Source organism: Citrobacter freundii complex sp. CFNIH4, assembly GCF_002934505.1.
GTDB lineage: Bacteria > Pseudomonadota > Gammaproteobacteria > Enterobacterales > Enterobacteriaceae > Citrobacter > Citrobacter freundii.
Genome location: NZ_CP026231.1, coordinates 2,652,247 through 2,677,548 on the forward strand (window position 1 = coordinate 2,652,247; position 25,302 = coordinate 2,677,548).

Consider the following 25,302-nt stretch of genomic DNA (forward strand, 5'->3'; position numbering starts at 1 on the left):
CCCTGATGGGCTGTGATGTGCTGCTTGAGTGGAAGGGATTATTTCCCGGTTGATTTCGCCAGGCCGCGATAATCCAGAGGAGATACACCGGCATCGATGCGCACTTTGGTGGCAATACCGTCGGTCGTGAAGCCTTCCTGCTGATCGATATACGGAGTATCAACGCCGTTCAGGTAAGCCACTTCGATGGTGTCCGTGCCCTTAGCGGCGGCCAGATACCAGGCGCTGGTGTCTTTGGCGTCAAGACGCGGCTCCGCGATAACTTCAGCAAAATTCTGAATTGGGTTCATGATACCGGCGTTGATATCCGCCCCTTTCACACTGGCAGACTTGATCGTCTGGTTTGCCAGGGTTTCGAGCGCGACTGGCACCAGCATGAATGCCGGGCGAATATTCAGGGGACGCTCACCCTCTTTCTGCAGACGCATCATCTTGCGCGCTTCATCAAGGCTGGCTACAGAAATCGCGCCTGCGGAAATATTACCGTGATCAGCATGGAACAGCGGCTTACCATCAGACAATTTCGCGTTTTCGGTCAGAACGGCATACACCAGGTCGCCAATCGTCCCTTTTGCTGCACGGCCCATCTTCATAGGTACATCGGTTAACTGATTCAGATCGTCGTTGATGATCGCCTGACGGGTAATAGAGAAGATTTCACCGTAGGTGGCCAGCGCGATGCTTTCACCTTTATCTTTGGTGGTCACATACTTATATTCAGCACCTTCGCGTACCTGACGCAGGGATGAGAAGCCGCCCAGACCGACACGATGCGCCGTTTTAAAGTCAGACAACTGGCCTTTCTTGGTCCACTGCTCAAAAGTTTCTGCCGCTTCCTCCCAGCCCTGCAGTAACGCTTTATTAGCAACGTCGAGCAGGATATTACCGAAGTCAGACGTGCTGTGCGTCAGTGCCATACCGACCATCTGCATCGGGTTATAGCTGGAAACGCCGATGCCGCGTTCGGTCAGTGCCATACGGGCATATTCGCGCAGCGTCATGCCGTTATAGACGTTGTCCCGCTCCAGGCTCTCGAAGCCAGCGCGCGCCATCAGTGCCTGGCGAACTCCGTCGCCAACAAAGTTACCGTTCCCGGCGTAAATGTGCGCATCCGTGGTTTTATTCGACGGTGTGGAATTTTTGCCCAGCGCCGCCAGCAATTCATCTTTAGCCTGAGCCACTGTGCATTCCGGATCCGCGATGCATTTATTCTGCAGCTCATGATGCTTGCCACCGAACATCGCAAAGAGATCGTTAATTGCGTTAACACGGTTCTTTTGCTCGGCAAGCACCTGTGCACGGATAGTGGCTTCATCAGAAGTGGACGCTGGCGCTGGGGGTGTCGTTGCCGCCACCTGTGGTTGCGGTTGCTGCGGTTCGCGCTGGGTAGTATTGCGCGGCGGGGTGATCATGTTACGAATGCTGTTTGGCATCTTTTCAAAGTCCTCAATACGTTTTGATTGAATACAGGCCATCGCCTGCAGAGATGTAGTGACCTGATCGGCAAAGCCATGCGCTAAGCATTCTTTACCATCCATCCAGGTTTCATCGTCCAGCATGGCGGCGATTTCATCGGTCGTTTTTCCTGTTTTCTCCGCGTACGCCGGGATCAGGACAGACTCGACCTTATCCAGCAGATCGGCATAATCCCGCATGTCGTTGGCATCGCCACCTGCGAATCCCCATGGTTTGTGGATCATCATCATCGTGTTTTCCGGCATAATGACCGGGTTGCCAACCATCGCAATCACCGAAGCCATAGAAGCTGCCAGACCATCAATGTGAACGGTGATCGCCGCGCCGTGATGCTTCAGGGAATTAAAAATGGCGATGCCATCAAAGACATCGCCACCGGGCGAATTGATATGAAGGTTGATATGGGTAATGTCGCCCAGCGCCTTCAGGTCATTCACAAACTGGCGCGCCGTCACCCCCCAGTAGCCGATCTCGTCGTAGATATAAATATCCGCTTCGTTGTCGGCGCTGGCCTGCATACGGAACCAGGAATTACTTTTTGCGCTGGCTTTCGGACGGTGGTGCGCCCGGTTCTTTGGCTTCGGCACTTGTGCCTCCTTTGTCATTGGCAGGGTCAGTGTCAAACACCAGCCCCATCTCTTTGTTTTCGTCGATCTCTGCCTTCCGGCGCGCCTTCACATCGTTCGGGTTACGTCCGCTGGCGCGGACCCAGTCGGATTCCGTTGCCGCTCCGCCCCGGATCTGTAACTTCCAGGCATTGGCCTCTTTAACCGGATCGATCCACGGCATAACAGGGCCGGAATACACCGCCGAGTACAGCGACTCCATATCCAGACCGCGGGGTAATTTAATCTCGCCAGCGGCCACCGCCATTTTCAGCCAGGTGCGGTACATTGGCCGGGTCACCGCGCCAATAAACCAGTCCTGTAAAATGAGATAGCCATCTGTTGATTCCACCAGTTCCTGCCGCTGCGCGCTGTAGGTGCCGTTGTAGTTTCTGGCTGTGCTTGAAAAGCTGAGTCGGCTGCCTGCTGCGACAGCGCGAAGTTGCCCATTACGGAAGGTTTCAAGGTTAGGATTGGGCCGGTCAGATTTCACCATGCCGATATCTTCACCAGGCTTCAGATCGTCATAAATGATGCCTGGCTGAATCATCACTTCCCGATCATCATCATCGGAAGAACTGTTACTCTCTTCGAAGCTTTGCCCGTCTCCCTTTTTGATGTACATACCCAGCGCAGCAGCAATACGTGCGGCGGTGAGCTCAGCATCTTCATACTCTTTAAGTGCGCTCAGACGCATCAGTACACCGGATAGCATCGATACGCCCCGGGTCTGGTGCAGACGGCGGACAAATTTAAGATGCAGCATGTTTTCCGCATCCACTTCTTTGGTATCAAGCTGACGGCCTGAAACGGGCAGGCTTTTATAAACCTGATATTTCCTTGGTCTGCCCCAGTTGTCGACGAATACCCCCTGATTAAGCTGGCTGGCAGCATCGCTGTTCATGGGAATAAAATCTGGTTCAAGCGCTTCAAGCCAGAAAGGGATACCGGCTGCTGGCGTAAGACCATTCCCGGTTCCACTGACAAGCTGGGCAAACACTTCGCCATCCCGCAGCCAGGTGCGCAACATCAGGCGCTCAAGCATCGGGCGGGTAAACTGGTTCGTGACATCAGGCCTGACAGACCATTCTGCCCATTTATTACGGATCTGATCTGCCAGCTTTTTGGCGATTTTACCGTTCATCAGTTTGGGATGGGGTTCAACAATAATTCCGGCTTTCCCAACCACCCGCTCTTCCAGCTTATCGAACACCCCAATCACCAGATCGTGATTGTTATCGAGCCACCTGGCCTGCTCCCGCAGTGATACCGCCCCCATTTTGCTGAGCTGATCAGCTGAACGATTTTCACGGCGCCCTTTGTGCGTTCTGGTCGGGGTAACGGCTTCATATGCCCTGATTTTCGCGCGCGCCTGCAGACGGGCTGCTTTCCAGCCTGGCGAAAAGACCCCAATCGCATCATCTAAACGGCTCATTCAAACCTCGCCAGTCGGTAACCGGGTCGCCCGCGGCGATGAGAAATAAGAGAAGAGAGCCGACGCTCCCACTCCTGACGCCCTTTTCGGATTTCAGACAGGTTCTCCATCGTCATTTCCTGCCCATTGAAACGGATAGTTTTGCCTTCCAGCACCGCCATTTCGGCTTCGGTATATCGCTGGATCATGGCTTCAATATCAACACGGTTCACAACCATCCTCCTGATGTACTCCAGGGGTTAGAATCATCGGTTACGGGCTTTTTCCGCTTCCGTTTTTTGGTGGGTACTGGTTCTGGTGTCTGGGATACCGCTTCGCCAGCTTCCGGCGGCGCGTTCTCCAGCCAGGTTTCCCGCCTCGCCCACTCAGGAGCAGCGGGCCATTTGATTTTCTCGTAGCCGTGGAGGATGGCGAGCGCATCAGCGTAGACCAGCAGGTCAAATGCTTCGTTTGCACCACGTCCCGGCTTACTCCATTTGCCATCGGTCGATCGCTCCTCATAGGTCAGTTCATCGTAAAACCAGCTGCCGAGCCAGTCAGGGAAATGCACGTAATTCGGGCCAGGCGAATCACGCCACAAAGCGTTATTCACCTGGTCTTTAAGTGCGTCGGTCTGGAGAAGATAAAGCGGCACATCACCGGCGGCTTTTGCACGTCGTGTGGATCTATCAGTGTTGTCAGGGAAAGTACGGGTGATGAGTTTCGAGCGGTGTACGCTGTCCCCCTTAAAGAGATAAATCTTTTTGCCCAGCCCTTCACGACGACATTTGCGCCAGAATTTGTAAGCGTTGTCGGTGACGCCATCTTCCCCGCCGGAATCGACAGCCATCGCCATAAGGCGCATACGTTTCGACGGGTCACTTGCTAATGCCCATGACTTTTCGAACACGTCTGACAGCAACAAATCCCAGTCTTCCGGATAACTTGCCGGGTCTATGGGATAACACTCGCCGTGCTCATTGGCCCTTAATGACTGCCGGATGTTGTAGCGGTCCACAACCCAACGTTCACCCTGTGCACCGTAGCCAGTGACCTGCACCACGAAACGCCGGGATTTGCCGCCCTGAACATCGACCGTTGCAGTCATAAACAGCACACCATCTGGAACCGATCGCTTTGGTACATCTTCGGCACGTTGCTCCAGCAGTTCGCTTTTACGCTGCTCCAGATTGGCGCGGGGCAAATAGGGTCGCCCAAAGTCGGTGTTTACAACTGTTTTGAGCGTTTCTTCGCTCTGGGTGGCCTCATATTCCTGCTCAGCAGTCAGGAATTTGTACATCATCTGCGCCCAGGTCTGATAAGCAGCTGCCGGGCCTTCCATCCAGAACGAGGCGATACGAGATCGGCGGGGTTCACCATATCGCTTGCCGTCCCGGTCCATTTTTTCCCCATCACGCAACCAGACATGGCGAATATTCAGGTCACGTTTCATCTCGGGCGTAATTTTGCCTTTGCATGCTGGGCACTGGAGGTAGGCAGATTCACTTGCTACAACGGGGTCAGGCGTCTCACGGAATCCTGTCATATTGGCGATTTCCGGCTGAAAATATTCCCCGCAATGCGGGCATGGCCAGTAAAGCCGTCGCCGATCGCCTTTATTAAATAGCGATAATATTCCTGTTGTCGGGGGAGCTTCATGCGCGCTGGTTGGTCGCCATTTGGTGTCACGGATCTCGCGACCGGGAGAACTTTCGACAAGCGTCATCCCGCTGGACATAAATGTGGTGGTTCGTTTCGAACCAAGAGAAAACGCATCACCCTCGCCGTCGATATCCTCAGGGAAACGATCGTAGTCAGTCAGCGCTACACTTTTATAGTCTGACGAGGACATGATATTCACCGACGGCCAGCCAATCTTTAGATAATTCCCTGCACGAAATGTACGGTCGTGGACGTTATTATCGTTCCTGCGCGGGCTGAGTCGTGATTTCACATCAGGACTACAGCGGAATGTGCGATCGAGGCGTTTCTTTGAGTGCTCACGCGCTTTTTCTTCGGATACCTGTATGACCAGCATATCCGCGGGATCACAAACGATGTTATAGACAATCCAGCCATCAATCAGACCAATCGTTTTCCCTGTTCGGGCAGGTCCTACAAACACCACAGCATCGTATTCTCTTGAAGCCAGGCTATTCATCGGCTCGATGATGTAAGGGGCCAGATTTGGATCCCACTTAACAGAGTTACCCGCACCGATAGGGACACGCATGAAATCGCGAACCGCATCAGCTACCTTCATACGACGCGGGGCACGTAAAATACCGGAGATATCCCGGCGGATACCTCTGGCTGATGCCCGTTTTGCCATCAGTCCTCCTCTGGCTCTTCCTCCTCTTGTTCGGCGTCCATTACTTTTTGTGCAACCTGATCACGCAAATCATCAATCACGTCTTGCACACGCGAGACAGCGGCTGGTGTCAGTGCGCAGTCGCGCTCAAGAATGTCCGGTAGAGTTTCAAGCACCGTTACAACAGCTTTCGCCATCAGTGAAAATTCTCTGGCAACGTCTTCAGCGGGAATGAGCTGCTTCGTATCTACCTCAAATTTCAGCCGCTCGTTCTCGGCCTTCCAGTGCGCGAGCCTGTTCGATGGTTCCATTTCCTCTACGTTGGACGTTGAGACTGTCGGAATCATCAGTTCACTCAAAATATCGGTGACGAGATACAGCTTGAGTTTGCTGTTACTACCGGCGGCAGGTTCAACATTTTTTAGCCTGGCGGCAACGGTCTGCCGATGCACGCCAGTGATGCCAGCCAGCTGGTTAATGTTGAGTTTTAACGAAGCAATTTCCTGGTCCATGATGGTGAACACTTTTTGAACGATTCGACATCATTGAAAAATCGGGGTTTGAAAAATCAATGGATTGCGCGAATGATGATGATGACCATAGATCGCAAAAACTAGCCGATTCCCGCGAGCACGCCGCCCCGTGGCAGGCCGCCCCGCCAGGAGGACCCGCCAAAATGGTAATAGTTATCATTTTCATGATGGGCAGCGATCATAAAACAGCCCCGCTATTGCGAGGCTATGGGGTTGTTGTTTGACTCTCTCACCGAATCGTAAATACGTTCACACGTCATCCCGGCGGTGTAGCGTTCGTCAGCGATTCCAGCATATCGCTTAGCTTCTGCTGCAATATCTCCGAGCATGTCGGCGAGCACTGCGGCGTCGGCTCCGGCTGTTTTGCTTCTGACGGCAGCGGTAAGATCTGCGGTGTGCTTTGCGGCGTCCAGACGGGCGGCAAGCTTTGTTGCTTCTGTGCGCAACTGGCTAACAGTGGCAGACAGGCCAGCAGCAGTGGCAGCAGATTTAGCAGCTTGTGCTTGTGCATCTTTTACAGCCTCATCACGGGCAATTATGCGCCCTTGTTCAATCCAGCGGGCGGCAGTCTGCGCGTTCGCTTCCTGTGAAGATTCCACGCTATTGCGGTCAGCCCACTTCTTTTGCCAGCCCCGCTCACTCCAGACATTCCCGGCAAGAAACGCACCAGCCATCAGCAACAATACAATGATTGTTTTCCACCGGGCCTTAACTAAAGCAAAGATCGCTGTCATACCAGCAACGCCGCCCGCGCTTTGTTATAACGACTATTTCTGTCAGCCAGTCCATTCTGGCCACCGTTAATGATCTGCGTGACACGTACAACATCACCTGAATACATCAGGCAACCACGTAACGTGAAATACCAGGCAGCAGAACGGGCTGCATGCTTCTCCTGTGTCAGCAACTCTGGTGTGCTGATCAGATCGAGCTTCAACGCCGCACCGCATTTAACGTAGTTCTCGCGGCCAGTGATTTGAAGCAGGCCACGACCGCGATATTTCCAGCCATCACCCTGGCTGTTATTCCCCATGCGGTCACCGTACACCAGATTGGCTATTTGCGGCTGGTGGGCCACCTGCTTACCATCGACACGACCCAGCATTTCACACTGATAAGGAGTAAGGCGTTTACCAAAGGTTTTCTTCAGCCCCTCTACCGAGTAGTTGAAGCTTTCCACCAGCGAGGTAAAACCCGCAGACTCATGCCCAACCTGGGCGATGAACATAGCCAGATCGTTCGTAGCTGTAATGCCAAACTCTTTCATTGCCGCATCAATGTGCGGAAACCAGCGCGCAGAAAGCCCGGCGCTGATACCAGCCGCCTGCTGAAATTGTGATTGGTTCATTAGTGCCTCAGATGATCAACCAGACGTGCCACGTTGCCTCTTACGGCGACCAGCACGGACAGGAAAATAATGTTGGCCCCGATAGTGGCCCATGATGAGTACGGGTAAATACCGCACAGATACGCCAGCGGAACGGCGCTGTAGATAACCGTAAGCAGCCACGCTAAACGAGATATCCACGGTCGATGTCGCGAGTCGCCGCGACGGTAAAACATCAGGGTTAACACTACCCCAGCACAAAGCAATGCATTAAAAGTTGCCGATGGGTCATTTTGTACCACCTGAACCTCCCCGGCGCGTTATCAGCGCCACCAGCGAGCCGACATCCTGATTATTCAGGAACGTCAGGATTTTGACGGCTAAAGCAGAAACGATTACGGCGCCAATGGCATCCAGTGGTTTATCACTGTAGCCGGTAGCCTGAGCCAGCTTTGAACCCACCAGCCCGGAACAAAGGATCCCCGCGATATACGAAACCAGAAAATATGCCAGTCGGCGCGCTGCACTCAGGTCCGCTGTGGTTGCAATGTAAAATACAGCTCCGGCAAACGCGCCAAACACCACGCCGTAATCGGTTCCGGACAGAAATCCATAGACGCTGGCCCCCGTCAGGACACCACCAGCCAGCCCAGTACCGGAAATCGGATCGGACATTTAGCCCCCTCTTAATTGCTGTGATTCCTCTCAGAAATGAGGGGATGTGGAATCAGGCAACCGGGCTCTTTTGTTCAAATAAAAGTAAGGATGATTCCCGGTGCCTGAAAATGGTAATCGCCACATCCACAGGGGTGTGATGATCGTTATGTTTTGTTCAGTTTTTCCACCTCTTCGGTGGTCTGAATAAATCTGTCAGCTTCCAGTTCTACCCCGATCGCCCGACGACCAAGTTCTATTGCAGCTTTCACAGTTGAACCAGAGCCCATAAAGAAATCGGCAACGATATCCCCTGGTCTGCTGCTGGCGCTAATGATCTGCTTCAGCATGTCGGCAGGTTTTTCGCATGGATGTTTGCCCGGATAAAACTGAACAGGCTTATGCGTCCATACGTCGGTATACGGAACAAGAGCGGAAACAGAGAAGCAGCGCCGGAGGGTTTTGTATTCCTCCAGCAATTCTGAATACTTGCGGTTTAATGACTGATAGGTAGCCACCAGCTGGTGGTGAGGATGTTCAAGCTTCTGCTGAATGTGCTTATCGATAGCGATCCGCGTGAACAGTTCCTGCAATTTTCGATAGTCCACTTCATTTGGTAGTTGCCATTGGCTTGCACCAAACCAGTGTGACGCCATGTTTTTCTTTCCGGTTGCCTCAGCTATTTCTTTCGAGCTAACACCCAGTGATTCACGGGCATTACGGAAGTAGTCAATCAGCGGCGTCATAATGTGCTGCTTTAGCTCTGTGCTTTTCCTTTCGTAAACATCCTCTTTACCAGAGTACGGCCCAAGATAGTGCTCAGCAAACAAAATCCGTTCCGTAGATGGAAAGTACGCACGCAGGCTTTCTTTATTACATCCATTCCAGCGGCCCGATGGTTTTGCCCAAATGATGTGATTCAAAACGTTGAATCGGGCACGCATCATAATCTCTATATCTGAGGCCAGTCGGTGACCGCAAAACAGGTAAATGCTGCCAGCAGGTTTAAGAACGCGAGCATACTCAGCCAGACAGCTATCAAGCCAGCGTAAGTAGTCCTCGTCCCCCTTCCATTGGTTGTCCCAGCCGTTGGGCTTCACTTTGAAGTACGGCGGATCCGTAACTATCAGATCAATAGAGTTATCCGGGAGGGTGGCGACGTAATGCAGGCTATCAGCGTTGATTAACTCAACACTGTTTATTTTTACAGTATTTTTCATAGATCAGTAAGCGTAACTCTGATAGGCTCACGTTGCTTTTGCGCTAAAGCAGTGGGCCTTGGTTAGCTTGTGACCTGAAAGCATGAGCTGATGGCTGGCCGGGTGCGCTAACACCCACCAGCCGCCCATTTCCACAGCAGAAAGCCCCCATTACTGGAGACGTTTATAACATCCGAACTGGTAATCAGATAACCCCGCCATCACCAGTTGCGTAAGTATGAGCTGGCAACGTTCGCGGCTGAGGTGGGTATTCTGTGCAATCTCCCCAGCCGTTGCTGGTTTATCGCTTAACTCATTGAAAACAGCCTTCGCGGTTTCTGTCATATCTTGCTGATTTAGCATGCCTTTTACCCTTAAATAAATAGAGTGACATACAGATAACTCTGGTTGGCTGCACCAGCAAGAGAAGAATTCCATTCTGCGACCACCAGCGCCTTTATGCGCAGCGCATGTCTGATTTGTCATAAAAAAACCACCCGAAGGTGGTCTTATATTGAATGTTGTGATTATGAACCACTGCATTCAAACGCAGGAACTAATGATCTTTCTTGGTAGTTTCTGCACGATGGGCAATATGGTTGCACTATAACTCTACCATCCCCCATATCCCTCTCGCCAAACTCCTCAATAAGATAGAAAACGTGATGCCCGGAAATCTGCGAACATCTTGGACAAGATTTAAACGTATTACCTAGGCTATCGGTGGAATACTGCGACTCATCAAGCCTACCACCACAAGAACACACTCCCAACATAGAACCTCCTTAGATAGAAAATTCATAGTCAAGGAAAAAAAGATAAGTTTCAGAGAGATAAGTCGCACAATCCAGCATCGTTAAAACAAAACTCAGAAGCTGAATTTGATGATTAAGCAATGTGACCAAGTAACCACTCTTAACACGTTACATCACTTTTTGCGGACCGCGCTAATGATCTTCTCAATTATTTATAGTATTTTTCATCCGTTTATCAGAAATTCTCATCGGATTGATAATGACTACAGAAGATAAGAAGAAAACTCGTCGCGTAAGAGTTGGCTTTTTCACTGGAAATGGAAGTAAAAAAGACGGTCTGTCTACAGCAAAACTTGCATTCGAGCAAATGACAAACACGACTCCGATTACATTCCCTTTAGTGGTGATGACCTGCTCCCCGTTGATTAGTACACCCCGATGTTAGTAATGTCTTCATAAGCCACATGAGGACATCCCCATGAAGAAGCGTTTTTCCGACGAACAGATCATCAGTATTCTCCGCGAAGCCGAAGCTGGGGTACCCGCCCGTGAACTCTGCCGCAAGCATGCCATTTCCGATGCCACGTTTTACACCTGGCGTAAGAAGTATGGCGGTATGGAGGTGCCTGAAGTTAAGCGCCTGAAGTCGCTTGAGGAAGAGAACACCAGACTCAAGAAGCTGCTTGCCGAAGCCATGCTGGATAAAGAGGCGCTTCAGGTGGCTCTTGGGCGAAAGTACTGACGACAGACCAGAAGCGGGAAGCCGTGATGTTGATGTGTGATGCGACCGGTCTGTCGCAACGTCGTGCCTGCAGGCTTACAGGTTTATCCCTGTCGACCTGCCGCTATGAGGCTCACCGTCCGGCTGCTGATGCGCATTTATCAGGGCGCATCACTGAGCTGGCACTGGAGCGCAGGCGTTTTGGCTACCGTCGTATTTGGCAGTTGCTGCGCCGTGAAGGGCTTCATGTTAATCATAAGCGCGTGTACCGGCTTTATCACCTCAGTGGCCTGGGCGTAAAACGCAGAAGACGTCGTAAAGGGCTGGCAACAGAACGTCTGCCGCTGCTCCGTCCGGCGGCGCCCAATCTGACCTGGTCGATGGATTTCGTCATGGACGCACTTTCCACCGGTCGCAGGATCAAGTGTCTTACCTGCGTCGATGATTTCACAAAGGAATGCCTGACGGTCACTGTTGCCTTTGGGATTTCAGGCGTTCAGGTCACGCGTATTCTGGACAGCATTGCACTGTTTCGAGGCTATCCGGCGACGATAAGAACTGACCAGGGGCCGGAGTTCACTTGCCGTGCACTGGATCAATGGGCCTTTGAGCATGGTGTTGAGTTGCGCTTAATCCAGCCGGGCAAGCCAACGCAGAACGGATTTATTGAGAGCTTTAACGGACGATTTCGCGATGAATGTTTGAATGAGCACTGGTTCAGCGATATCGTTCATGCCAGGAAAATTATTAATGACTGGCGGCAGGATTATAACGAATGCCGCCCGCACTCCACGCTGAATTATCAGACACCGTCTGAATTTGCAGCGGGCTGGAGAAAGGGTCATTCTGAGAATGAAGATTCCGACGTTACTAACTGAGTGTTGTATCTAATCGTGGGGGCAGGTCAGTGACAGCAGAAACCCAAAACCGTGGTTTAAAACTTGTCATTCTTGAAAAGGATGATAAGCAGCAGAGTTATTTTGGGTATGTCTCGTGGAGGCGTGATTGTCTCTTACCTTTTATCGAGGATGGCACCACAGGAAGCGAGCGAACGATACCGCTTAGCGATAAAGATTCAGTAGTAGAACGGACATATTTTATTTACTACTTTGAAACAGATTTACTAGCAATGACTCTCAACCATTTAGGCCCCAAAGTGAATGATTTATCTTTCATTTTGTACAACAAGACACAAATGAAAAATGTTACATTCGAGGCTATCTGGAAGCACGAGAGCATGAAGGAACTTCTTGAAGATGGGAACATCCTTCGCAGTTTTGACCTCACTGTCGCAGCGCCAAGAAATTTCAATAAAGCTAATTATCAGATTAAGAATGACCTTACTAATGACATCATTGATATGGTGGTTGGTATGGGCGGCTCACATCTGAGACTCAACATGCGCGGTCGCATTCGTCCCAAAAGAGCAGGTTTCAACTATCTTAAATCATCAGTTACTGATGCTATTAAAGAACTGCTTGAACTATTCCCCAAAGGCTCTGGCGGGCTAAAAATCAAGAAAATTGATGTAACAGAACCATCAGATACAGCGCCAAAAAGCCTACTTGATCAAGTGCTCATAGGCTCGAAAACTATAGTAGTAAAAAGCGGCTATCCTTCTGATTCTGATATCAGGACGGCGATGATATCTGCTAAAATTGATAATGCAAATTACCTTGCACAGTATGAGCTTGCAAAAAAAAACCAGTAACGCAAAAGGGAGGACAAAATGAGAGAATTTCTAACTCTTTTTTGGAAAGTGGTCCTCTTAGTTCTGATTACTTATGCAGCGACAAAACTGTTTAAGCCTATGAAACATGCTGATGTGTTAACTACAGCAGGTGTGCTTTCGACAATTTCAGGAATTCTTTTTGGGTTTGTTCTCGCCGCTATATCTATATTCAGTAGCGCAGATAGTGACAAAGATGGGGCCATTAACGCCCTCAAAAGGAATAACATATTACCAACATTGATAAATCGCTTGCTATCAACAGGGTTGACGCTGATTGTGGCCTGCTTGTTTCCACTGATCGCTATGTTCTTACCAGAGGATGTTAAAGTCTTTGCTCAACCAATTGATTTTTTATTTCTCCTGTTAGGATTGTCTTCGCTGCTCCTTTCACTTTGTACATTTGGTAGGTGTTGGTTAGTGCTGCGTAGAATTTTCCCTCACTTGTAACATTAGGCCCCTACACGGGGCATAATGTTAACAATTAGTTATTCATCCATATCAAGCCTTACATCCAACATTGAAAGGCAGCCATCAATAAACCCCTCTGCCATCTGTATCTCGATCCGTATCAATTTCTCATCTTTTTTACGCACTTTTGCGATCTTCCTCTTGGATATTCCATACAGATAGTGAGCTACAAGCAGTGAATGCTCATATGGTTTCCGGCTTTTCAACCGCGCCAAGCAACCTTCAATGATCAGAGCATCATCGTCAGTACATGACGGTCTGGCTCTACCTGTTTGCGGCAACAGTCCCTTAAATCCTGCAGCAATAGGAGAATAGTCCACGCCAGAACTGTCACTGGCAGCCCACCCTCCCCATCTTTCAAGCAGCATTTGAATATCACGCATTTTTTTCTCCATACACTTAAGCTTTCGCAATTACGCCGATCGCCAGCGCCCGATCAATAAAACGCAGTAGCAACTCAAGCTGCGTACCATGCTTCTGCTCGAATGCCGGTACATCGGCGTGTAACTCGTCGTGGCACTCTCTGCACAGAGGGATCACGAAGAGGTCATGGGCTTTTGTTGCTGTCCCCCCCATACCGTGCCCTACGATATGGTGCGGATCATCTGCTGGCCGTCGGCAACACTCACAGGGTTGTGTTTTAACCCAGCGGGTGTACGTCTCATTTATCCAGCGGCGACGTTTTGGCCTGAGCATAAAAGACTCTGGCGACTCTGGATCAACAGAGAGCGTGAGGATCTTCTTCGCCTTCTCCTGCACGAGTCTGGTTGCTGACGAGGAAGGCACTATGTCGCTTTCCCTCATGACAGAACGGATCTTCTCATCCGGAAGGCGCAGCCCTTTGTGCGCAACGCTTTCCGGAATAACATCAGCCAGGTCGTTTCTGACCATCCACCAGCACAGTTCCGGAAGCGTCAGGATATGCGACTCGGGAAAACCAGAATCACGCCGAATGACTTCCAGAATCCAGGATACCAGGTTTCCGGCCGCTATACCTGCAAGCTGTTCGGTATGCTGCCCCGACAAAGTGTGATCGCAATGCCAGCACAGGCGAATGCATCCTGGTGGGTGCCGCATTGTTGTGAAGTTCTTGTCGTGCCACGTTGAATGTGACCACTGGCATTCAAACCGATTACTCAGCCATTGCTCAAGGGAAGGAAGCCCACCGGCACGCTGAATAACCCTCTCATTCCCGAAGACCTGGCGCATTACCGGATCATCAGCCAGCGGCTGAATGGCTGCCGGAACAGCCCCGGTACTGAATGACGCCATTTCTTCTGGTTCAGGCTCGAGCAGAACGCGACCACGCATGAAGAGGTGCATCAGTTCCGCACCGGGACGGAACAGCACAATCCCCATACGATGGGCGATCTCGGGGGTAAGCAGAGCTCTCACGCGACCTGCCCCCTGGCAATGTGTTCTGCCCACAGTCCACCAATCCAGCGCACGCCTTTCGCCGTGAAACGAGCCTGGCTGAATGCATGATTTGAGGTTACGGATGTGCCGGTTTTCACTTCAAAACGGCCCGCATCAATATGCTGATGCCGTGGGGTCATCGTTCCGCCAAGGCGATACATGATGTCGTTCTCAAGGAGGAATAACCGCAGATCTGGCTCTTTGGCCTTAAGCAGTTTTGCTACCTGGCGGAATGACATTGACCCACTGGCTGTACAGTACCGATCAACAAACGCTACCTTCGGCGCCGCGGCAGCCAGTTCGTTAGTCAACTGCTGTTTTTGTTCTGCAAGGTCAGCTGCAAGACGTAGGGCTTCAGAGAATGATTGAGGAATCGTCTGCTGCTGTGCCTGCTCAAGCTCCTGCCAGCGATCAACCAGACGCGCGGTAAACTCCGGCGACAGCTGCGCGACAACGATATAACTGTCCCGCTTCCCTATCAGATAAACCGATACCGACTGATTGAGGTGATTTTTAACTTCCCCCATTGGGGGGAGTTCAATAACACCGCGCTCTGCCAGGCGTTCAATGGACCGTTTAACATGGTCATGTCGTGATTCCACCAGCTCAGCAATATCACTGCTGGACATGGTTAATGCTGTTGTTGCTAACTGGCTCATACTTTTCTCCATATCAGGCGGCTGCACCCGCCGGTTCATATCTGCTGATCGTTATCTCTACCCGACCTTTCGGCACAACGGGTCCCCATTCCACCAGCATGCGCTTAATCTGGCTGTCGTCTTCCCAGACACCCGCATGCGTCAGTGCGTCAAACAGAGCTTTGTTGTAATTATCGATGTCCCGGCGGCGCGCATCCGGCGGGTACAGCGTGATTTCTACCGCTGCAAGTTCAGTCGACGGCTTCGGGAGGCGTCGTAATTGCTCAATGATTGCCACGCAGGCAGCGCTCTGGTATTTACGGCCATCAGCGCTAATGAGGTGACGACCGGCCAGCGGCCCCTTGTTAGGGGCGCGCCAGTAGGTGTTCACGCTGGGTGGAAATGGGAGTATGAGCCTCATTAAAAGCCTCCGTCATAATTCCTGAAACATACCTCAACTTTCCCGCTATAGTGACGAACACGTTGAACAACATCCGAAATAGGCGCTATGCCAGCATGGAGATAAAAGACTGTTTCACGCATGAGTTACCCCCCGCATGCTGTCGACAAGACCTTGCGCAATTGTGATGATTTCGCTGGTGGCCGTTCGTTCCAGCCATAGTTGATTGATATTGGCTTTCAGCTTGTTCTGCTGTGATTCATCCAGCATGTCAGCGCCGTCTACCTGGTCGAATACAATTCCAACCTCCAGCGGCCAGATACGGGACTCGGGAAGCGGATCCGCTACTGGTTTAGCTTTATCACGGATGTGCATGCGGATCTGGCGAATATTGGACCAACTGGAAACATCCAGGCTTCCCATAGCTGCAATGAAATCAGTACTGTTCATGCCATATTCACCAGATGCTTCAAGGGCAACAGTGCGAATACGTTCCGACATATCCAGGCGCGCAGCAGCGTCATCGCATTTTATCGACAACAACCACTCATCCACACCGAACAAAATACTCTCACGAACAAGCAGCTTCGCTTTGTCGATCGTTAATGGTGATACCTGAGTGAATTCCGGTGCTTCGACAGAATCCGCCGCCCAGGTATGCCCAAACTTCGATTCACTGAATGTGTATTCTTCTTTATCGCCGAACGCAGCTCTAACACATGCCCACGCTTCGACACCGCTGATATCAAAAATATCTTTCTGGGTGAGTGGCAACTCTGTTTCTGGCTTACCAGCTACTGTTGGTGTGGCCGTTGCTGGTTGAGGTTTGCTGGTGGCAAATTGTGCCAAAGCCATAAACGCACGCCCTTTTGCCTCCAGTTCTGTACGGTTGATATAGCTGAAACGCTCGCCACGCCATGACTTATCGAATACAGCTATGGCACCGGCAAAAAACGCGCTGGTGGGTTTTTGTTTTTCGTCAGCAGGTACAAACCACACTGGCAGATCGAACCCAATGCGCCCGCGGATGAATACAATGTGATCGGCATCTTCCGGCCACCACGTTTCGCTCGGCGCAGCTTTTATCAGGAATACATAGCGACCGCCCTTTTCGCGCTGGGCTGCTGCGTAGTTCATGATGTGCGTCATGCCGGTGATCGCCTGTTTCTCGTGATACTGCGAACGGCTATACGGTGGGTTGCCATAACCAGCGCCACCCAGTTCTGTAAGACGTTCAGACCAGTCCTGCGTCAGCGCATTATCTTCGGCGGTGTACCATGCCGGGCACTTCGCGTTGTCGTCGTCAGCAAACAAGTCCAGAACTAATGGCCCAAATAGCGCGTTGATACCCCAGAAAAGCAGATCCGGTGTCCGCCACTGATCGCCAACTTCTCTCAATTCGTGGGCTGGTTGGCTACGTAGTGCCACCAGCGCCTGGCAATATTTGTTTAACGTCATCCTCTGAACCCCTCTGGAATCGTTGTTTCAACCGGACCAAAAGCCATCACATCGCGCTTTTTCGCGCCCCAGTCAGCCCGTTTAGGCCGTCCCTTCTGCTCCCAGCGGGTAGCGCTTTGCAGATAGCTCTCGAATTTCTTCGGGCCGAACAGCGTTTCCGGGCGCATGTACTGGTACTGCTCGTCGTTCTCGTGCCAGTGCTCATGCTTCAGGTCGATAACAAGTTGCAGGTCTGCAACGCTGTATCCCTCACGCAGTCGGGCACGGATGTTCTCCAGGGATGTTTTTGATTTCTGATACCGGGATCCGCTGATCTGGTTCAAATGGGTCAGAACCAAAATTGCCTGATCAGTAATCACGACTTCAGGGTCTGGTTGCGCCGCAACCGGACAAGAGGGTTTTGAAGTTACTTGTGGATCTTGTTTTGATTTTACTGACGGATCCCCGCCAGATTCTGACGGGTCAAAACCGCCGTTTTTGCCAGATTTCGACGGGTCAGTTTTTGAGACGTCAAATTTTGATGCGTCAGATTTTGACGTGTCAGAATCTGACAGTTGAGAAAATGCGGCAGCCTGAAGTTTCGCCACATTCAGGCGGTAAACGTTCGAAGCATTACGGTTACCATTACGGCGCTGTGTACGCGTGAGCCAGCCATCTTTTTCAAGCTTAGCGATTGCCGTTCTGATAGTGCTCGGCCCTGCGCCAAGCTGGCGAGCGATAGTTTCAATGGACGGCCAGCACACCCCCTCATCGCTGCTGAAATCAGCAAGGCGAGCCATGATCGCGACACTAGACAACTTCATGCCCGACGCCGCGCAACCATCCCATACGTAGCCGGTTAATTTAGTGCTCATGATCGTCCGTTATCTCCCTGAACTTTTGCCTGAACTGCTCAAGCGGCCTGAAACATTCGTGTGGGTAGCCATCGCGCAGGTAGATAACACGCTGTGTTTCTGGCTCCCAGCGGATAACACGGACTGGCACTCCACGGTGATCTTTGAACCTTCGGTTAAGTTCGCGCACAGGCGTTTTGCCCTCCGATAGTAGACCCCCACAATTACGGCAGCCTGGCTGTGGTTACATGACACCCAGTGATTTGATACTTTGCATTCATACCGAAACAGCGGAAGACCCGGCACCGGGATCATCCTGAGTTGCGGTAGACGGTTAAAAGCCGTTAAACTGTTCATGCGGATTATTTCTCCATACTCGAAGAGTTGTTCGCCAAGGCGCCCGGAGCTGCACACTCGCGGGCGTCACTCTTTTCAGCGACACAAAAAACTCGATAAAGAAGCGTTACGTGCTCCTGGAACTTCGCGATAACCTGATAGCTGTTTTCCTCAATCTGAGCACGCTCATCTGCGTCAATTACCCCATCAGCCGTGGCTTTACGTACAAAATTAGAATGACGGCCTATCCACTCAATGGACTCCATCAGACGCTGGTTGATATCGGCGTTATCCAGATCATCAACATCTGCCAGCGGTACAAATACGCCCTGAGAATGGCGCGCAACGGCATCAGCGATATGAGTTGAACCACCAGCACGTTGTAAAACCATTGCCCAGCCCAGCGGGAAGATCTGATCGCCGTCAACACGAAGGCGGTTAAACAATGCGTTCTCTGTCACGCCCAACCATTCCGCCGCCTCGGCATAACCACCAGGTAGATCGGTGATCGTTTTTTTTATCGCCGCCACCAGCCAGGCTGGCTGACGTTCGACTTTCCAAATAGGTTCGTTACCCACGGTTAACCCCTTAATTCTGTGGTTATAAAAATCAGCTCGTCTGCTACTGTTTAGGGTAAATGTCAGGACGAAGATCAGATTTGCTGATAATCCCAGCAGTTGTTTCCTCCAGCTTTTTAGCCAAGGAAAAACCTGCCTTTTTGTAGCCATTGAAAACTAAACGCAGGTAGCCAGGCGTGGAACCTACGCTTCCAGCTAATTCGCCTTGCTGCTCTTTAGTTAAAGAGTCCCAATACTCTTTCATAATATGTACCTCCTGTGTACATATTACACGAAAGAAATGAACCCACAAGGTACTTGTACCATAGAGGTACACATTGTTTAATTTGCTGATGAAAACTATCCAGGAAATCAGGCGATTAAACGCCCGAAAATTGAGAGATGGTGTTGGGGGTAATAGCTACTTCGCTAACATGATCGATCGTGAACCTACACAAACCAGCCGGTTTATGGGTGAAGGTGCCACCAAAGGTATTGGTGACGCTATGGCAAGGCATATCGAAAAATGTTTTGACTTGCCTCAAGGTTGGCTAGATACCGAACATCAAACTACCAACATTGCTAAATCACCCGACGTTTCAGACGTTAATAGATCAATTACGATGGTCCCGGTTATATCCTGGGTGCAAGCCGGAGCATGGACGGATGCTGGTTATGCAGAGGTAGATTTGAGTAGTGTAGAAACATATCCTTGTCCCGTTCCGTGCGGGCCAATGACTTATATCTTACGCGTCATTGGTGATTCAATGATCGATGAGTATCGTCCTGGCGATATGATTTTTGTAGATCCAGAGGTTGCAGCTTCTCATGGCGATGATGTTATTGCTTTAATGCATGATTCTGGCGAAACGACGTTTAAACGATTAATAGAAGATAGTGGCGAAAAGTTTCTTAAAGCTTTAAACGCCAACTGGCCAGAGCCATATATTAGGATCAATGGTAATTGCTCGATTATTGGCACCGTTGTTTTCTCAGGAAAACCACGACGGCACAGGCATAAGCCTTAACCCATCATCACAAACCTGCTTCGGCAGGTTTTTTTATCCTTGACAATGTACCCTCAAGGTACATAATGTACCTATACGAAACAGCGAACAGGCATGACGCCCACGAAGTAGCCGCCGGTGGCATATGAATAACCGGATGATTCGCTGACAGGTGTCTTCGGGAGGGGTAACAGAGACGCGGTCTGATTAACCGCAACTCGTAGTCAAATTCCTATAGCTGGTGGCGATACCCAAGCCAGGAATACCAAAACCAGCAGGAGTGTTAAGGGCAAGGGCTAATCACCCCCTTAGCACCCCGCCAGAAGATACCTACCACCGCGCCTGATGTGGTTAAAAGCAGGCCAAAGCAATAACAAGTAACTCCCTGTTCTGGCGGCCCGGTGTTTTCCCACTTGTCCGGTAACCGCCAGCCTTTTTCAGGGCACAACAAGTAAGAGCATTCCCGCCACACGAGGCTGAAACCCAAGCGCCAAGTGGATGCGCCGAAAAGCTATGACGGGGCGTTGGTAGAAGATCGGAGTGCTCTTTCTATTGTGTATGGAGAAAGTTCGGCGGTTGCAGCCGCCTTAACGAGGGTAAAACCATGAGTAATGACCGCATGACCGTAGTGCCAGATTTTCTTGGCGAACTGGATGCCGGCGTGTTCATGAACAAAATCGCGGCAGCACTTAATACCACCGCGCTTGGCGTTCTGAATAACGGCAACAAAGGCAAAGTAGTCCTCACATTTGATTTTGAGCGCATGGGTAATTCCGTTGAAGAGAAGCGCGTCAAGATCAAGCACAAGCTGAACTACAGCACCCCGACACCGCGTGGTAAAGCCTCCGAGGAGGACACAACCGAAACCCCGATGTGGGTCAACAAAGGCGGGAAGCTCACCATCCTGCAGGAAGATCAGGGTCAGCTGTTCGGGATCACTGGCGCGGTGGATGGAAAGCTTAAAGCGGCTCAGTGATCCGCAACAACAAACTCACTGATACCACTTTGATCATCAGTTAATAAGGAATTTTTATGTCTCAGTTAGACAGCGGTACCTTCAAGCAGGTCAAAGACCTGGTTCTTTCCGGTTATCACCTGAATGATATTCATGGCCTGGCTTGCCCGACCGCATTACTGCCAGAGGGTACTGGCGTTGAAAGCCTCGAGCGCTTTTCTCTGGAGCGTTTCCGCTTTCGTGGCGCAATGACCACAACCAGTATTGACGACTTCACACGTTATTCTAAAGGTTACGCCAGCGACAGTGAGCCAGCTCGTTGCTTCATTGACGCTGACAACATGACCGCCCGTTCAGTGTTCAACATCGGCACCCTGGATAATCCCGGTCACGCCGATAACGTGGCTTCAATCACCCTGAAGAAAACAGCCCCGTTCCGCGCGTTACTGCAGATCGACGGTCAACGTCTGAAGCAAAAGCAAATCGCCGAATGGCTTGAAGACTGGAGCGATTACCTTCTGGCGTTTGATGCTGATGGCAATACGATGCAGATTTCCCAGGCGGCTCAGGCTGTACGTCGTATCACTATTCAACAAGCAACCCAGCAGGACCATGAAACTGGAGATTTCGCTGGTAAAAAATCCCTGATGCAAAGCGTTGAAGCTAGCAGCAAAGACGTAATGCCTGTGGCGTTCGAGTTCAAATGTATGCCGTATGAAGGCCTGGGCGAACGCCGCTTTAGCTTGCGTAACAGTCTGCTGACCAGCGATGAACCCTGCTTTGTTCTGCGCATTGTCCAACTTGAAGCCCAGGAAGAAGCGATCGCCAACGAATTCCGCGATTTGCTGATCAGCAAGTTCGAAGGTGAATCAGTGGAAACTTTCATCGGTAATTTTAAAGCCTAATTGCTCTGCATTAAATCCCCGGCGCCGCGGGGATTTATTGAAGCGTAATTCCATTAATTATCGCCACCCGGCGAGGGATTCGTGCAACCAAAATCTGCGCGGTGCAGCGCGCCAATATGGAGAAAGACATGAGCTACATTCAGACATTATCCGGTAAAAAATTTAACTACCTGACCGCCACAATCGACGATATCGATGTTGAGGATATCGCGACGGCTCTTTCCAACATCTGTCGATTCGCTGGGCATCTCCCAGAGTTCTACAGCGTGGCCCAGCACTCTGTGCTTGTAAGCCAGATTGTGCCGCCAGAGTTCGCCTTTGAAGCGCTGATGCACGACGCTGCGGAGGCATATTGCCAGGATATTCCAGCCCCGCTCAAAGCCTTGCTGCCTGACTACCAGCGCATGGAAACTTATATTGATGGTCTTATCCGCTTTAAATTCGGTATCTCTCTTGAACAAGCTGCTGTCGTGAAATATGCCGATCTAACCATGTTAGCTACCGAGCGCCGTGATCTGGAAATCGATGACGGTTCGAAGTGGGAAATTCTCGAAGGTATTCCCTGTTCTGATCTCGTTCAGGTTATCCCTCTCCGTCCTGGTCAAGCCTATGGTCTTTTCATGAACCGCTTTAACGAACTGGTGGAGCTGCGCCAATGCGCCGCATGAAGGTAAAAGAGCTCGTAGCGGAGGCTTTTGCCTCCGTTGATGAATTAACACCAAAACATGCACTGCTTATGCGTGAAGTCGCCACCAGACTGGACGCTACGTTCGCAGCATTAAAAGAGTCTCTGATGCAACTGGAACAGGAACGCAAAGGTAAAACGCCATGACCGTATTTGAATATCTCCAGGCTCATCCGAATACCACCAGCGGTGAAATCGCCAAAGGTATGAACAAAAAGACACCCGCGGTCGCCGGAGCATTATCGCAACTCTATGGCACAGGCCGGATCGTGAAGTCTGGTGTTCGCAAGGGCATACCAACATACCGTGTTAACGATATGCCGTTCGGTTGCAGTAACAGACTAACCATGATGTTTAACCAGCTATTAAATAGAGCCAGACAGGGAGCTGCACAATGAGTAAATCACTGAACGCACGTTGCATCCGTCGCTGGACCGTCGAATTTAAAGACCGCTGCGACTCGAAACATAGCCCGTATTGGCGCAAGCGTGACTTGCGCGGTTACATCCGTGAGGCTGCACTGACTACAGCTGATTGCATGGTAGAGCGCACAGCTGAGGACAATGCCAGGGTTGCTTTTTTCGGGTACATGTACGGCTGGTCGCCTGAATTCTCAGCCTGGTACGATGAACGCCGTGAGTCATATCTGAAAGAAGCCCGGCGCACACTCAATAAGAACGCCACCAATGACGAGATCGACGAGGAAATACAGAACGAGCTGGAGGCCTGGAATGACTAACCCACTCAACAAACAGGATTTAGACAACGCACTGGACTTTGATCTTTTCGAAGGTGATTTCGGTACGCCATGCGATACAGAACTATCGAACAAAATCGTTACCTCTCGAGGTGAATACAAATGCCACATTTGCGCTGGCGAAATTTTGAAGGGTGAAAACCATCGTAGTACGACGTGGAAATTCGACGGCGAACTTATGTCCTATCGGTGCTGCAACGAATGTTGCGTGGCGATGGTGAAAAGCGTCAATGGTGAATACGAAGAAGAGGACCCGATAGAAGCGCGTTACGCACTGGGCCATCAACGTAGGGGGTGGGCAGCATGACAACTAACAACCACCCGGCGAACGGTCCTGTATCACTCGAGCGCCTGCACCAGATACACGGAATTCTCAGCAAAGCATCCGCACAAAGCGACGGCGGTAATCTCGGCTACGCAATGGCTGATGCTGTGAAGGTGATTGATGGGGCTATTGCAGCGTTTGGTGCGGAGCCTGTGCCTTTTGATGCTCTACGTGATGCCGTCGCTGAAGTTTCTGGCGGGCCAGCAATGGAATGGGGTGATATTTATAAGGGGCACCAGGCTGTTCCTTTTATCAACTTCAACTCGCTGGCTCGAATCGTTGATAAATATCGCGTCCCGCAGCCAGCAAAAAGACTTGAATTGGCAGGCTGGCAATTCAAATCAGTAAACGGTGACTGGCTGGGACTTATTGACGAACACGGGAAAAATCAAGCCGTTCGTGAGGGTTGTGAGGTCCGCGAAGTATTCGCTATCGCCGATAGCGTCAATGACCGCGAACAGGTACGCAGGGAGCATGCGAAGTGGTCACAGGACACCTTCGGTAATGTCGGTCCAGTTGGTCCGCTGAAGCACCTTTCCAAAGAAGCGCTCGAGGCTGCTGCTGAACCCGGCGACCTTAGCGAATGGGCTGACATGCAATTCCTGTTATGGGATGCGCAACGTCGAACCGGTATCAGTGATGAGCAGATTACCCAGGCGATGGTAGAAAAGCTGGCGGTTAACAAACAGCGCAAATGGCCTGAGCCGAAAGATGGTGAGCCGCGACTGCATATCAAAGAGCAGCCTGCGCCGGTTGTGCCAGATGGTTACTGCATCATGCCTGTAGCGCTGACTGCCAAAAATGGCGCGAAATGGGCCTTGTCTGGTGAGTTCAGTACCGCACGCGAAGTTACCTGTCCTGAGTGTGAAGGTGATGGTTGCAGTGATTGCGACGGAAGAGGCGATTGGTACGAGGACCAGGCTATCGACTGGACAACTATTAAAGAAATCTACCGCAGAGCAGTTGAAGTGTGCGCGCTGCCAACTGGACAAACTCAGGATAAAATAGCATGAACAATTTAATGATCGACCTCGAGTCCATGGGCAAAAAACCGAATGCCCCTATTGTCTCAATTGGTGCCGTGTTCTTCGATCCGCAAAACGGTGAACTGGGTCAGGAGTTTTACACCGCTGTTAGCCTTGAAAGTTCTATGGAACAAGGAGCTGTGCCGGATGGTGACACTATTCTGTGGTGGTTAAGACAAAGCTCAGAAGCACGATCAGCAATCTGTGTTGATGATGCGATGCCGATATCGTCTGCCCTATCTGAACTGAGCCATTTCATTAACCGGCATTCTGATAATCCGAAATATTTAAAAGTTTGGGGCAATGGAGCTACTTTCGACAACGTTATATTGCGCGGCGCATATGAGCGCGCCGGCCAGGTTTGCCCGTGGCAATTTTGGAACGATCACGACGTCAGAACCATCGTCACATTAGGCAGAGTTGTGGGTTTCGATCCAAAGCGAGATATGCCATTCGATGGGGTTGCACATAACGCACTGGCCGATGCCCGCCACCAGGCCAAATACGTTTCAGCAATTTGGCAACGTCTACTGCCCCACCAGCAATAATTTATAAATATGTAAGCCCGGGTGCAGCCGGGCTGTATGGAGAATCTGTCATGGCAAAACTTATGAAGGCGAGTCAGTGGGGTAAACGCGAATTTACCAAAGACTCGATCCCGGATAATCGGACCATTAAACGTTGGGTTGAAAACGGACTTCTCACAGGCAAAATCGTAGACGGTTCTGTTTGGGTCTGCGAGTCTGAAAAATGGGGGGTCGACTCAATGGTTAATCATACGGTTCGCCAGCTTATCAGTGAGGGTTAACC

At 50.9% G+C, this 25,302-nt stretch carries 33 protein-coding genes and 1 pseudogene; 14 read left to right on the plus strand and 20 right to left on the minus strand.

Features of this window, described 5'->3' with window-relative positions; translation table 11 throughout:
• Positions 1-38: 38 nt before the first annotated feature.
• The 11 genes from C2U41_RS13690 to C2U41_RS13745 form a co-directional block, all read right to left on the minus strand.
• The gene (locus C2U41_RS13690; RefSeq protein WP_103848674.1) at positions 39-2,063 is read right to left on the minus strand and encodes a ClpP-like prohead protease/major capsid protein fusion protein; all 2,025 of its coding nucleotides are present in this window, start codon (positions 2,061-2,063) and stop codon (positions 39-41) included.
• Positions 2,008-3,516, minus strand: coding sequence for a phage portal protein (locus C2U41_RS13695; protein ID WP_086504787.1), 1,509 nt, complete (start codon positions 3,514-3,516; stop codon positions 2,008-2,010). The genes C2U41_RS13690 and C2U41_RS13695 overlap by 56 nt, the downstream gene beginning before the upstream one ends.
• The gene (locus C2U41_RS13700) at positions 3,513-3,728 is read right to left on the minus strand and encodes a hypothetical protein (RefSeq protein ID WP_103848681.1); all 216 of its coding nucleotides are present in this window, start codon (positions 3,726-3,728) and stop codon (positions 3,513-3,515) included. The genes C2U41_RS13695 and C2U41_RS13700 overlap by 4 nt, the downstream gene beginning before the upstream one ends.
• On the minus strand, positions 3,725-5,827 hold the full coding sequence (locus tag C2U41_RS13705) for a phage terminase large subunit family protein (RefSeq protein ID WP_103848675.1): 2,103 nt from the start codon (positions 5,825-5,827) through the stop codon (positions 3,725-3,727). Before C2U41_RS13705 ends, C2U41_RS13700 begins: the two co-directional genes overlap by 4 nt.
• The gene (locus C2U41_RS13710) at positions 5,827-6,318 is read right to left on the minus strand and encodes a DUF1441 family protein (protein WP_103848676.1); all 492 of its coding nucleotides are present in this window, start codon (positions 6,316-6,318) and stop codon (positions 5,827-5,829) included. Before C2U41_RS13710 ends, C2U41_RS13705 begins: the two co-directional genes overlap by 1 nt.
• Before the next feature lie 215 nt (positions 6,319-6,533).
• Positions 6,534-7,073: a DUF2514 domain-containing protein gene (locus tag C2U41_RS13720; protein ID WP_071681467.1), complete on the minus strand. Its 540-nt coding sequence runs from the start codon at positions 7,071-7,073 to the stop codon at positions 6,534-6,536.
• Entirely contained in the window at positions 7,070-7,687 is a 618-nt protein-coding gene (locus tag C2U41_RS13725) for a glycoside hydrolase family 19 protein (protein ID WP_065944629.1), read from the minus strand. The genes C2U41_RS13720 and C2U41_RS13725 overlap by 4 nt, the downstream gene beginning before the upstream one ends.
• Complete coding sequence (locus C2U41_RS13730) at positions 7,687-7,968, minus strand: phage holin family protein (RefSeq protein ID WP_075206718.1); 282 nt, start codon at positions 7,966-7,968, stop codon at positions 7,687-7,689. The genes C2U41_RS13725 and C2U41_RS13730 overlap by 1 nt, the downstream gene beginning before the upstream one ends.
• Complete coding sequence (locus tag C2U41_RS13735; protein WP_065944628.1) at positions 7,955-8,341, minus strand: phage holin family protein; 387 nt, start codon at positions 8,339-8,341, stop codon at positions 7,955-7,957. The genes C2U41_RS13730 and C2U41_RS13735 overlap by 14 nt, the downstream gene beginning before the upstream one ends.
• A 146-nt stretch (positions 8,342-8,487) precedes the next feature.
• Positions 8,488-9,540, minus strand: a complete 1,053-nt coding sequence (locus C2U41_RS13740) for a DNA-methyltransferase (RefSeq protein WP_103848678.1) — start codon at positions 9,538-9,540, stop codon at positions 8,488-8,490.
• Between the two features lie 150 nt (positions 9,541-9,690).
• The gene (locus tag C2U41_RS13745) at positions 9,691-9,957 is read right to left on the minus strand and encodes a TrmB family transcriptional regulator (protein ID WP_233901265.1); all 267 of its coding nucleotides are present in this window, start codon (positions 9,955-9,957) and stop codon (positions 9,691-9,693) included.
• Between the two features lie 795 nt (positions 9,958-10,752).
• Between C2U41_RS13745 and C2U41_RS13760 the strand changes: the two genes are divergently transcribed.
• The 3 genes from C2U41_RS13760 to C2U41_RS13770 all read left to right on the plus strand — a co-directional run bounded on the left by C2U41_RS13760 (position 10,753) and on the right by C2U41_RS13770 (position 13,174).
• A protein-coding gene (locus C2U41_RS13760) for an IS3-like element ISSen4 family transposase (protein WP_085950818.1) occupies positions 10,753-11,873 on the plus strand; the annotation gives its coding sequence in 2 pieces (ribosomal slippage) (positions 10,753-11,011 and positions 11,011-11,873; 1,122 coding nt in all).
• 29 nt (positions 11,874-11,902) lie between these two features.
• A complete protein-coding gene (locus C2U41_RS13765; protein WP_233901266.1) occupies positions 11,903-12,706 on the plus strand; it encodes a hypothetical protein in 804 nt (267 codons plus the stop codon).
• A gap of 18 nt (positions 12,707-12,724) precedes the next feature.
• Entirely contained in the window at positions 12,725-13,174 is a 450-nt protein-coding gene (locus C2U41_RS13770; RefSeq protein ID WP_103848498.1) for a hypothetical protein, read from the plus strand.
• 38 nt (positions 13,175-13,212) lie between these two features.
• Here the strand turns inward: C2U41_RS13770 and C2U41_RS13775 are convergent, their stop codons facing one another.
• The 9 genes from C2U41_RS13775 to C2U41_RS13815 form a co-directional block, all read right to left on the minus strand.
• Positions 13,213-13,578 carry an antiterminator Q family protein gene (locus tag C2U41_RS13775; RefSeq protein WP_103848497.1) on the minus strand — a complete coding sequence of 122 codons (366 nt, stop codon included), beginning with the start codon at positions 13,576-13,578 and terminating at the stop codon, positions 13,213-13,215.
• Positions 13,579-13,594: 16 nt separating this feature from the next.
• The gene (locus tag C2U41_RS13780; protein ID WP_103848496.1) at positions 13,595-14,590 is read right to left on the minus strand and encodes a DUF968 domain-containing protein; all 996 of its coding nucleotides are present in this window, start codon (positions 14,588-14,590) and stop codon (positions 13,595-13,597) included.
• On the minus strand, positions 14,587-15,270 hold the full coding sequence (locus tag C2U41_RS13785) for a phage regulatory protein/antirepressor Ant (RefSeq protein WP_001704138.1): 684 nt from the start codon (positions 15,268-15,270) through the stop codon (positions 14,587-14,589). Before C2U41_RS13785 ends, C2U41_RS13780 begins: the two co-directional genes overlap by 4 nt.
• Positions 15,271-15,283: 13 nt before the next feature.
• Positions 15,284-15,670, minus strand: coding sequence for a RusA family crossover junction endodeoxyribonuclease (locus tag C2U41_RS13790; RefSeq protein ID WP_003839221.1), 387 nt, complete (start codon positions 15,668-15,670; stop codon positions 15,284-15,286).
• Positions 15,671-15,784: 114 nt separating this feature from the next.
• Positions 15,785-17,107, minus strand: a complete 1,323-nt coding sequence (locus C2U41_RS13795; protein ID WP_103848495.1) for a phage N-6-adenine-methyltransferase — start codon at positions 17,105-17,107, stop codon at positions 15,785-15,787.
• The gene (locus tag C2U41_RS13800) at positions 17,104-17,961 is read right to left on the minus strand and encodes a conserved phage C-terminal domain-containing protein (protein ID WP_103848494.1); all 858 of its coding nucleotides are present in this window, start codon (positions 17,959-17,961) and stop codon (positions 17,104-17,106) included. The genes C2U41_RS13795 and C2U41_RS13800 overlap by 4 nt, the downstream gene beginning before the upstream one ends.
• Positions 17,951-18,130: a DUF4222 domain-containing protein gene (locus C2U41_RS13805; protein WP_103848493.1), complete on the minus strand. Its 180-nt coding sequence runs from the start codon at positions 18,128-18,130 to the stop codon at positions 17,951-17,953. Before C2U41_RS13805 ends, C2U41_RS13800 begins: the two co-directional genes overlap by 11 nt.
• Positions 18,131-18,302: 172 nt before the next feature.
• A complete protein-coding gene (locus C2U41_RS13810) occupies positions 18,303-18,854 on the minus strand; it encodes a YmfL family putative regulatory protein (protein WP_003826142.1) in 552 nt (183 codons plus the stop codon).
• Positions 18,855-18,897: 43 nt separating this feature from the next.
• On the minus strand, positions 18,898-19,098 hold the full coding sequence (locus C2U41_RS13815) for a YdaS family helix-turn-helix protein (RefSeq protein ID WP_053390031.1): 201 nt from the start codon (positions 19,096-19,098) through the stop codon (positions 18,898-18,900).
• Between the two features lie 88 nt (positions 19,099-19,186).
• Here C2U41_RS13815 and C2U41_RS13820 point away from each other — a divergent pair, with 88 nt between their 5' ends.
• From C2U41_RS13820 to C2U41_RS13865, 11 genes and pseudogenes are all read left to right on the plus strand, one after another.
• Entirely contained in the window at positions 19,187-19,861 is a 675-nt protein-coding gene (locus tag C2U41_RS13820) for a LexA family protein (RefSeq protein WP_053390032.1), read from the plus strand.
• 583 nt (positions 19,862-20,444) lie between these two features.
• Complete coding sequence (locus C2U41_RS13825; protein ID WP_001515608.1) at positions 20,445-20,816, plus strand: hypothetical protein; 372 nt, start codon at positions 20,445-20,447, stop codon at positions 20,814-20,816.
• Positions 20,817-20,872: 56 nt separating this feature from the next.
• Positions 20,873-21,700: a YfdQ family protein gene (locus C2U41_RS13830; protein WP_103848492.1), complete on the plus strand. Its 828-nt coding sequence runs from the start codon at positions 20,873-20,875 to the stop codon at positions 21,698-21,700.
• Between the two features lie 128 nt (positions 21,701-21,828).
• A complete protein-coding gene (locus C2U41_RS13835) occupies positions 21,829-22,368 on the plus strand; it encodes a hypothetical protein (RefSeq protein WP_046669975.1) in 540 nt (179 codons plus the stop codon).
• Positions 22,356-22,532, plus strand: a complete 177-nt coding sequence (locus C2U41_RS29520; protein WP_181013967.1) for a hypothetical protein — start codon at positions 22,356-22,358, stop codon at positions 22,530-22,532. Before C2U41_RS13835 ends, C2U41_RS29520 begins: the two co-directional genes overlap by 13 nt.
• Positions 22,529-22,783 (plus strand): hypothetical protein, encoded by a 255-nt coding sequence (locus tag C2U41_RS13840; protein WP_103848491.1) that lies wholly within the window; start codon positions 22,529-22,531, stop codon positions 22,781-22,783. The genes C2U41_RS29520 and C2U41_RS13840 overlap by 4 nt, the downstream gene beginning before the upstream one ends.
• Positions 22,780-23,124 carry a hypothetical protein gene (locus C2U41_RS13845; RefSeq protein WP_103848490.1) on the plus strand — a complete coding sequence of 115 codons (345 nt, stop codon included), beginning with the start codon at positions 22,780-22,782 and terminating at the stop codon, positions 23,122-23,124. Before C2U41_RS13840 ends, C2U41_RS13845 begins: the two co-directional genes overlap by 4 nt.
• Positions 23,117-23,449, plus strand: a complete 333-nt coding sequence (locus C2U41_RS13850; protein WP_103848489.1) for a hypothetical protein — start codon at positions 23,117-23,119, stop codon at positions 23,447-23,449. Before C2U41_RS13845 ends, C2U41_RS13850 begins: the two co-directional genes overlap by 8 nt.
• Positions 23,450-23,919: 470 nt before the next feature.
• Positions 23,920-24,480, plus strand: a pseudogene (locus tag C2U41_RS13855) (DUF550 domain-containing protein); the annotation flags it as partial.
• Positions 24,477-25,040, plus strand: coding sequence for a 3'-5' exonuclease (locus C2U41_RS13860; RefSeq protein ID WP_103848488.1), 564 nt, complete (start codon positions 24,477-24,479; stop codon positions 25,038-25,040). The pseudogene C2U41_RS13855 and the gene C2U41_RS13860, both read left to right, overlap by 4 nt.
• 50 nt (positions 25,041-25,090) lie before the next feature.
• Positions 25,091-25,300, plus strand: coding sequence for a hypothetical protein (locus tag C2U41_RS13865; RefSeq protein ID WP_001096408.1), 210 nt, complete (start codon positions 25,091-25,093; stop codon positions 25,298-25,300).
• The last annotated feature ends 2 nt before the right edge of the window (positions 25,301-25,302 follow it).

Coding starts and splice junctions, on each gene's coding strand:
- C2U41_RS13695 (WP_086504787.1), bottom strand. CDS start 3,516: ATGAGCCGTTTAGATGATGCGATTGGGGTCTTTTCGCCAGGCTGGAAA.
- C2U41_RS13705 (WP_103848675.1), bottom strand. CDS start 5,827: ATGGCAAAACGGGCATCAGCCAGAGGTATCCGCCGGGATATCTCCGGT.
- C2U41_RS13710 (WP_103848676.1), bottom strand. CDS start 6,318: ATGGACCAGGAAATTGCTTCGTTAAAACTCAACATTAACCAGCTGGCT.
- C2U41_RS13720 (WP_071681467.1), bottom strand. CDS start 7,073: ATGACAGCGATCTTTGCTTTAGTTAAGGCCCGGTGGAAAACAATCATT.
- C2U41_RS13725 (WP_065944629.1), bottom strand. CDS start 7,687: ATGAACCAATCACAATTTCAGCAGGCGGCTGGTATCAGCGCCGGGCTT.
- C2U41_RS13735 (WP_065944628.1), bottom strand. CDS start 8,341: ATGTCCGATCCGATTTCCGGTACTGGGCTGGCTGGTGGTGTCCTGACG.
- C2U41_RS13740 (WP_103848678.1), bottom strand. CDS start 9,540: ATGAAAAATACTGTAAAAATAAACAGTGTTGAGTTAATCAACGCTGAT.
- C2U41_RS13745 (WP_233901265.1), bottom strand. CDS start 9,957: ATGGAATTCTTCTCTTGCTGGTGCAGCCAACCAGAGTTATCTGTATGT.
- C2U41_RS13770 (WP_103848498.1), top strand. CDS start 12,725: ATGAGAGAATTTCTAACTCTTTTTTGGAAAGTGGTCCTCTTAGTTCTG.
- C2U41_RS13775 (WP_103848497.1), bottom strand. CDS start 13,578: ATGCGTGATATTCAAATGCTGCTTGAAAGATGGGGAGGGTGGGCTGCC.
- C2U41_RS13785 (WP_001704138.1), bottom strand. CDS start 15,270: ATGAGCCAGTTAGCAACAACAGCATTAACCATGTCCAGCAGTGATATT.
- C2U41_RS13790 (WP_003839221.1), bottom strand. CDS start 15,670: ATGAGGCTCATACTCCCATTTCCACCCAGCGTGAACACCTACTGGCGC.
- C2U41_RS13795 (WP_103848495.1), bottom strand. CDS start 17,107: ATGACGTTAAACAAATATTGCCAGGCGCTGGTGGCACTACGTAGCCAA.
- C2U41_RS13800 (WP_103848494.1), bottom strand. CDS start 17,961: ATGAGCACTAAATTAACCGGCTACGTATGGGATGGTTGCGCGGCGTCG.
- C2U41_RS13815 (WP_053390031.1), bottom strand. CDS start 19,098: ATGAAAGAGTATTGGGACTCTTTAACTAAAGAGCAGCAAGGCGAATTA.
- C2U41_RS13820 (WP_053390032.1), top strand. CDS start 19,187: ATGAAAACTATCCAGGAAATCAGGCGATTAAACGCCCGAAAATTGAGA.
- C2U41_RS13825 (WP_001515608.1), top strand. CDS start 20,445: ATGAGTAATGACCGCATGACCGTAGTGCCAGATTTTCTTGGCGAACTG.
- C2U41_RS13830 (WP_103848492.1), top strand. CDS start 20,873: ATGTCTCAGTTAGACAGCGGTACCTTCAAGCAGGTCAAAGACCTGGTT.
- C2U41_RS13835 (WP_046669975.1), top strand. CDS start 21,829: ATGAGCTACATTCAGACATTATCCGGTAAAAAATTTAACTACCTGACC.
- C2U41_RS29520 (WP_181013967.1), top strand. CDS start 22,356: ATGCGCCGCATGAAGGTAAAAGAGCTCGTAGCGGAGGCTTTTGCCTCC.
- C2U41_RS13840 (WP_103848491.1), top strand. CDS start 22,529: ATGACCGTATTTGAATATCTCCAGGCTCATCCGAATACCACCAGCGGT.
- C2U41_RS13845 (WP_103848490.1), top strand. CDS start 22,780: ATGAGTAAATCACTGAACGCACGTTGCATCCGTCGCTGGACCGTCGAA.
- C2U41_RS13850 (WP_103848489.1), top strand. CDS start 23,117: ATGACTAACCCACTCAACAAACAGGATTTAGACAACGCACTGGACTTT.
- C2U41_RS13860 (WP_103848488.1), top strand. CDS start 24,477: ATGAACAATTTAATGATCGACCTCGAGTCCATGGGCAAAAAACCGAAT.
- C2U41_RS13865 (WP_001096408.1), top strand. CDS start 25,091: ATGGCAAAACTTATGAAGGCGAGTCAGTGGGGTAAACGCGAATTTACC.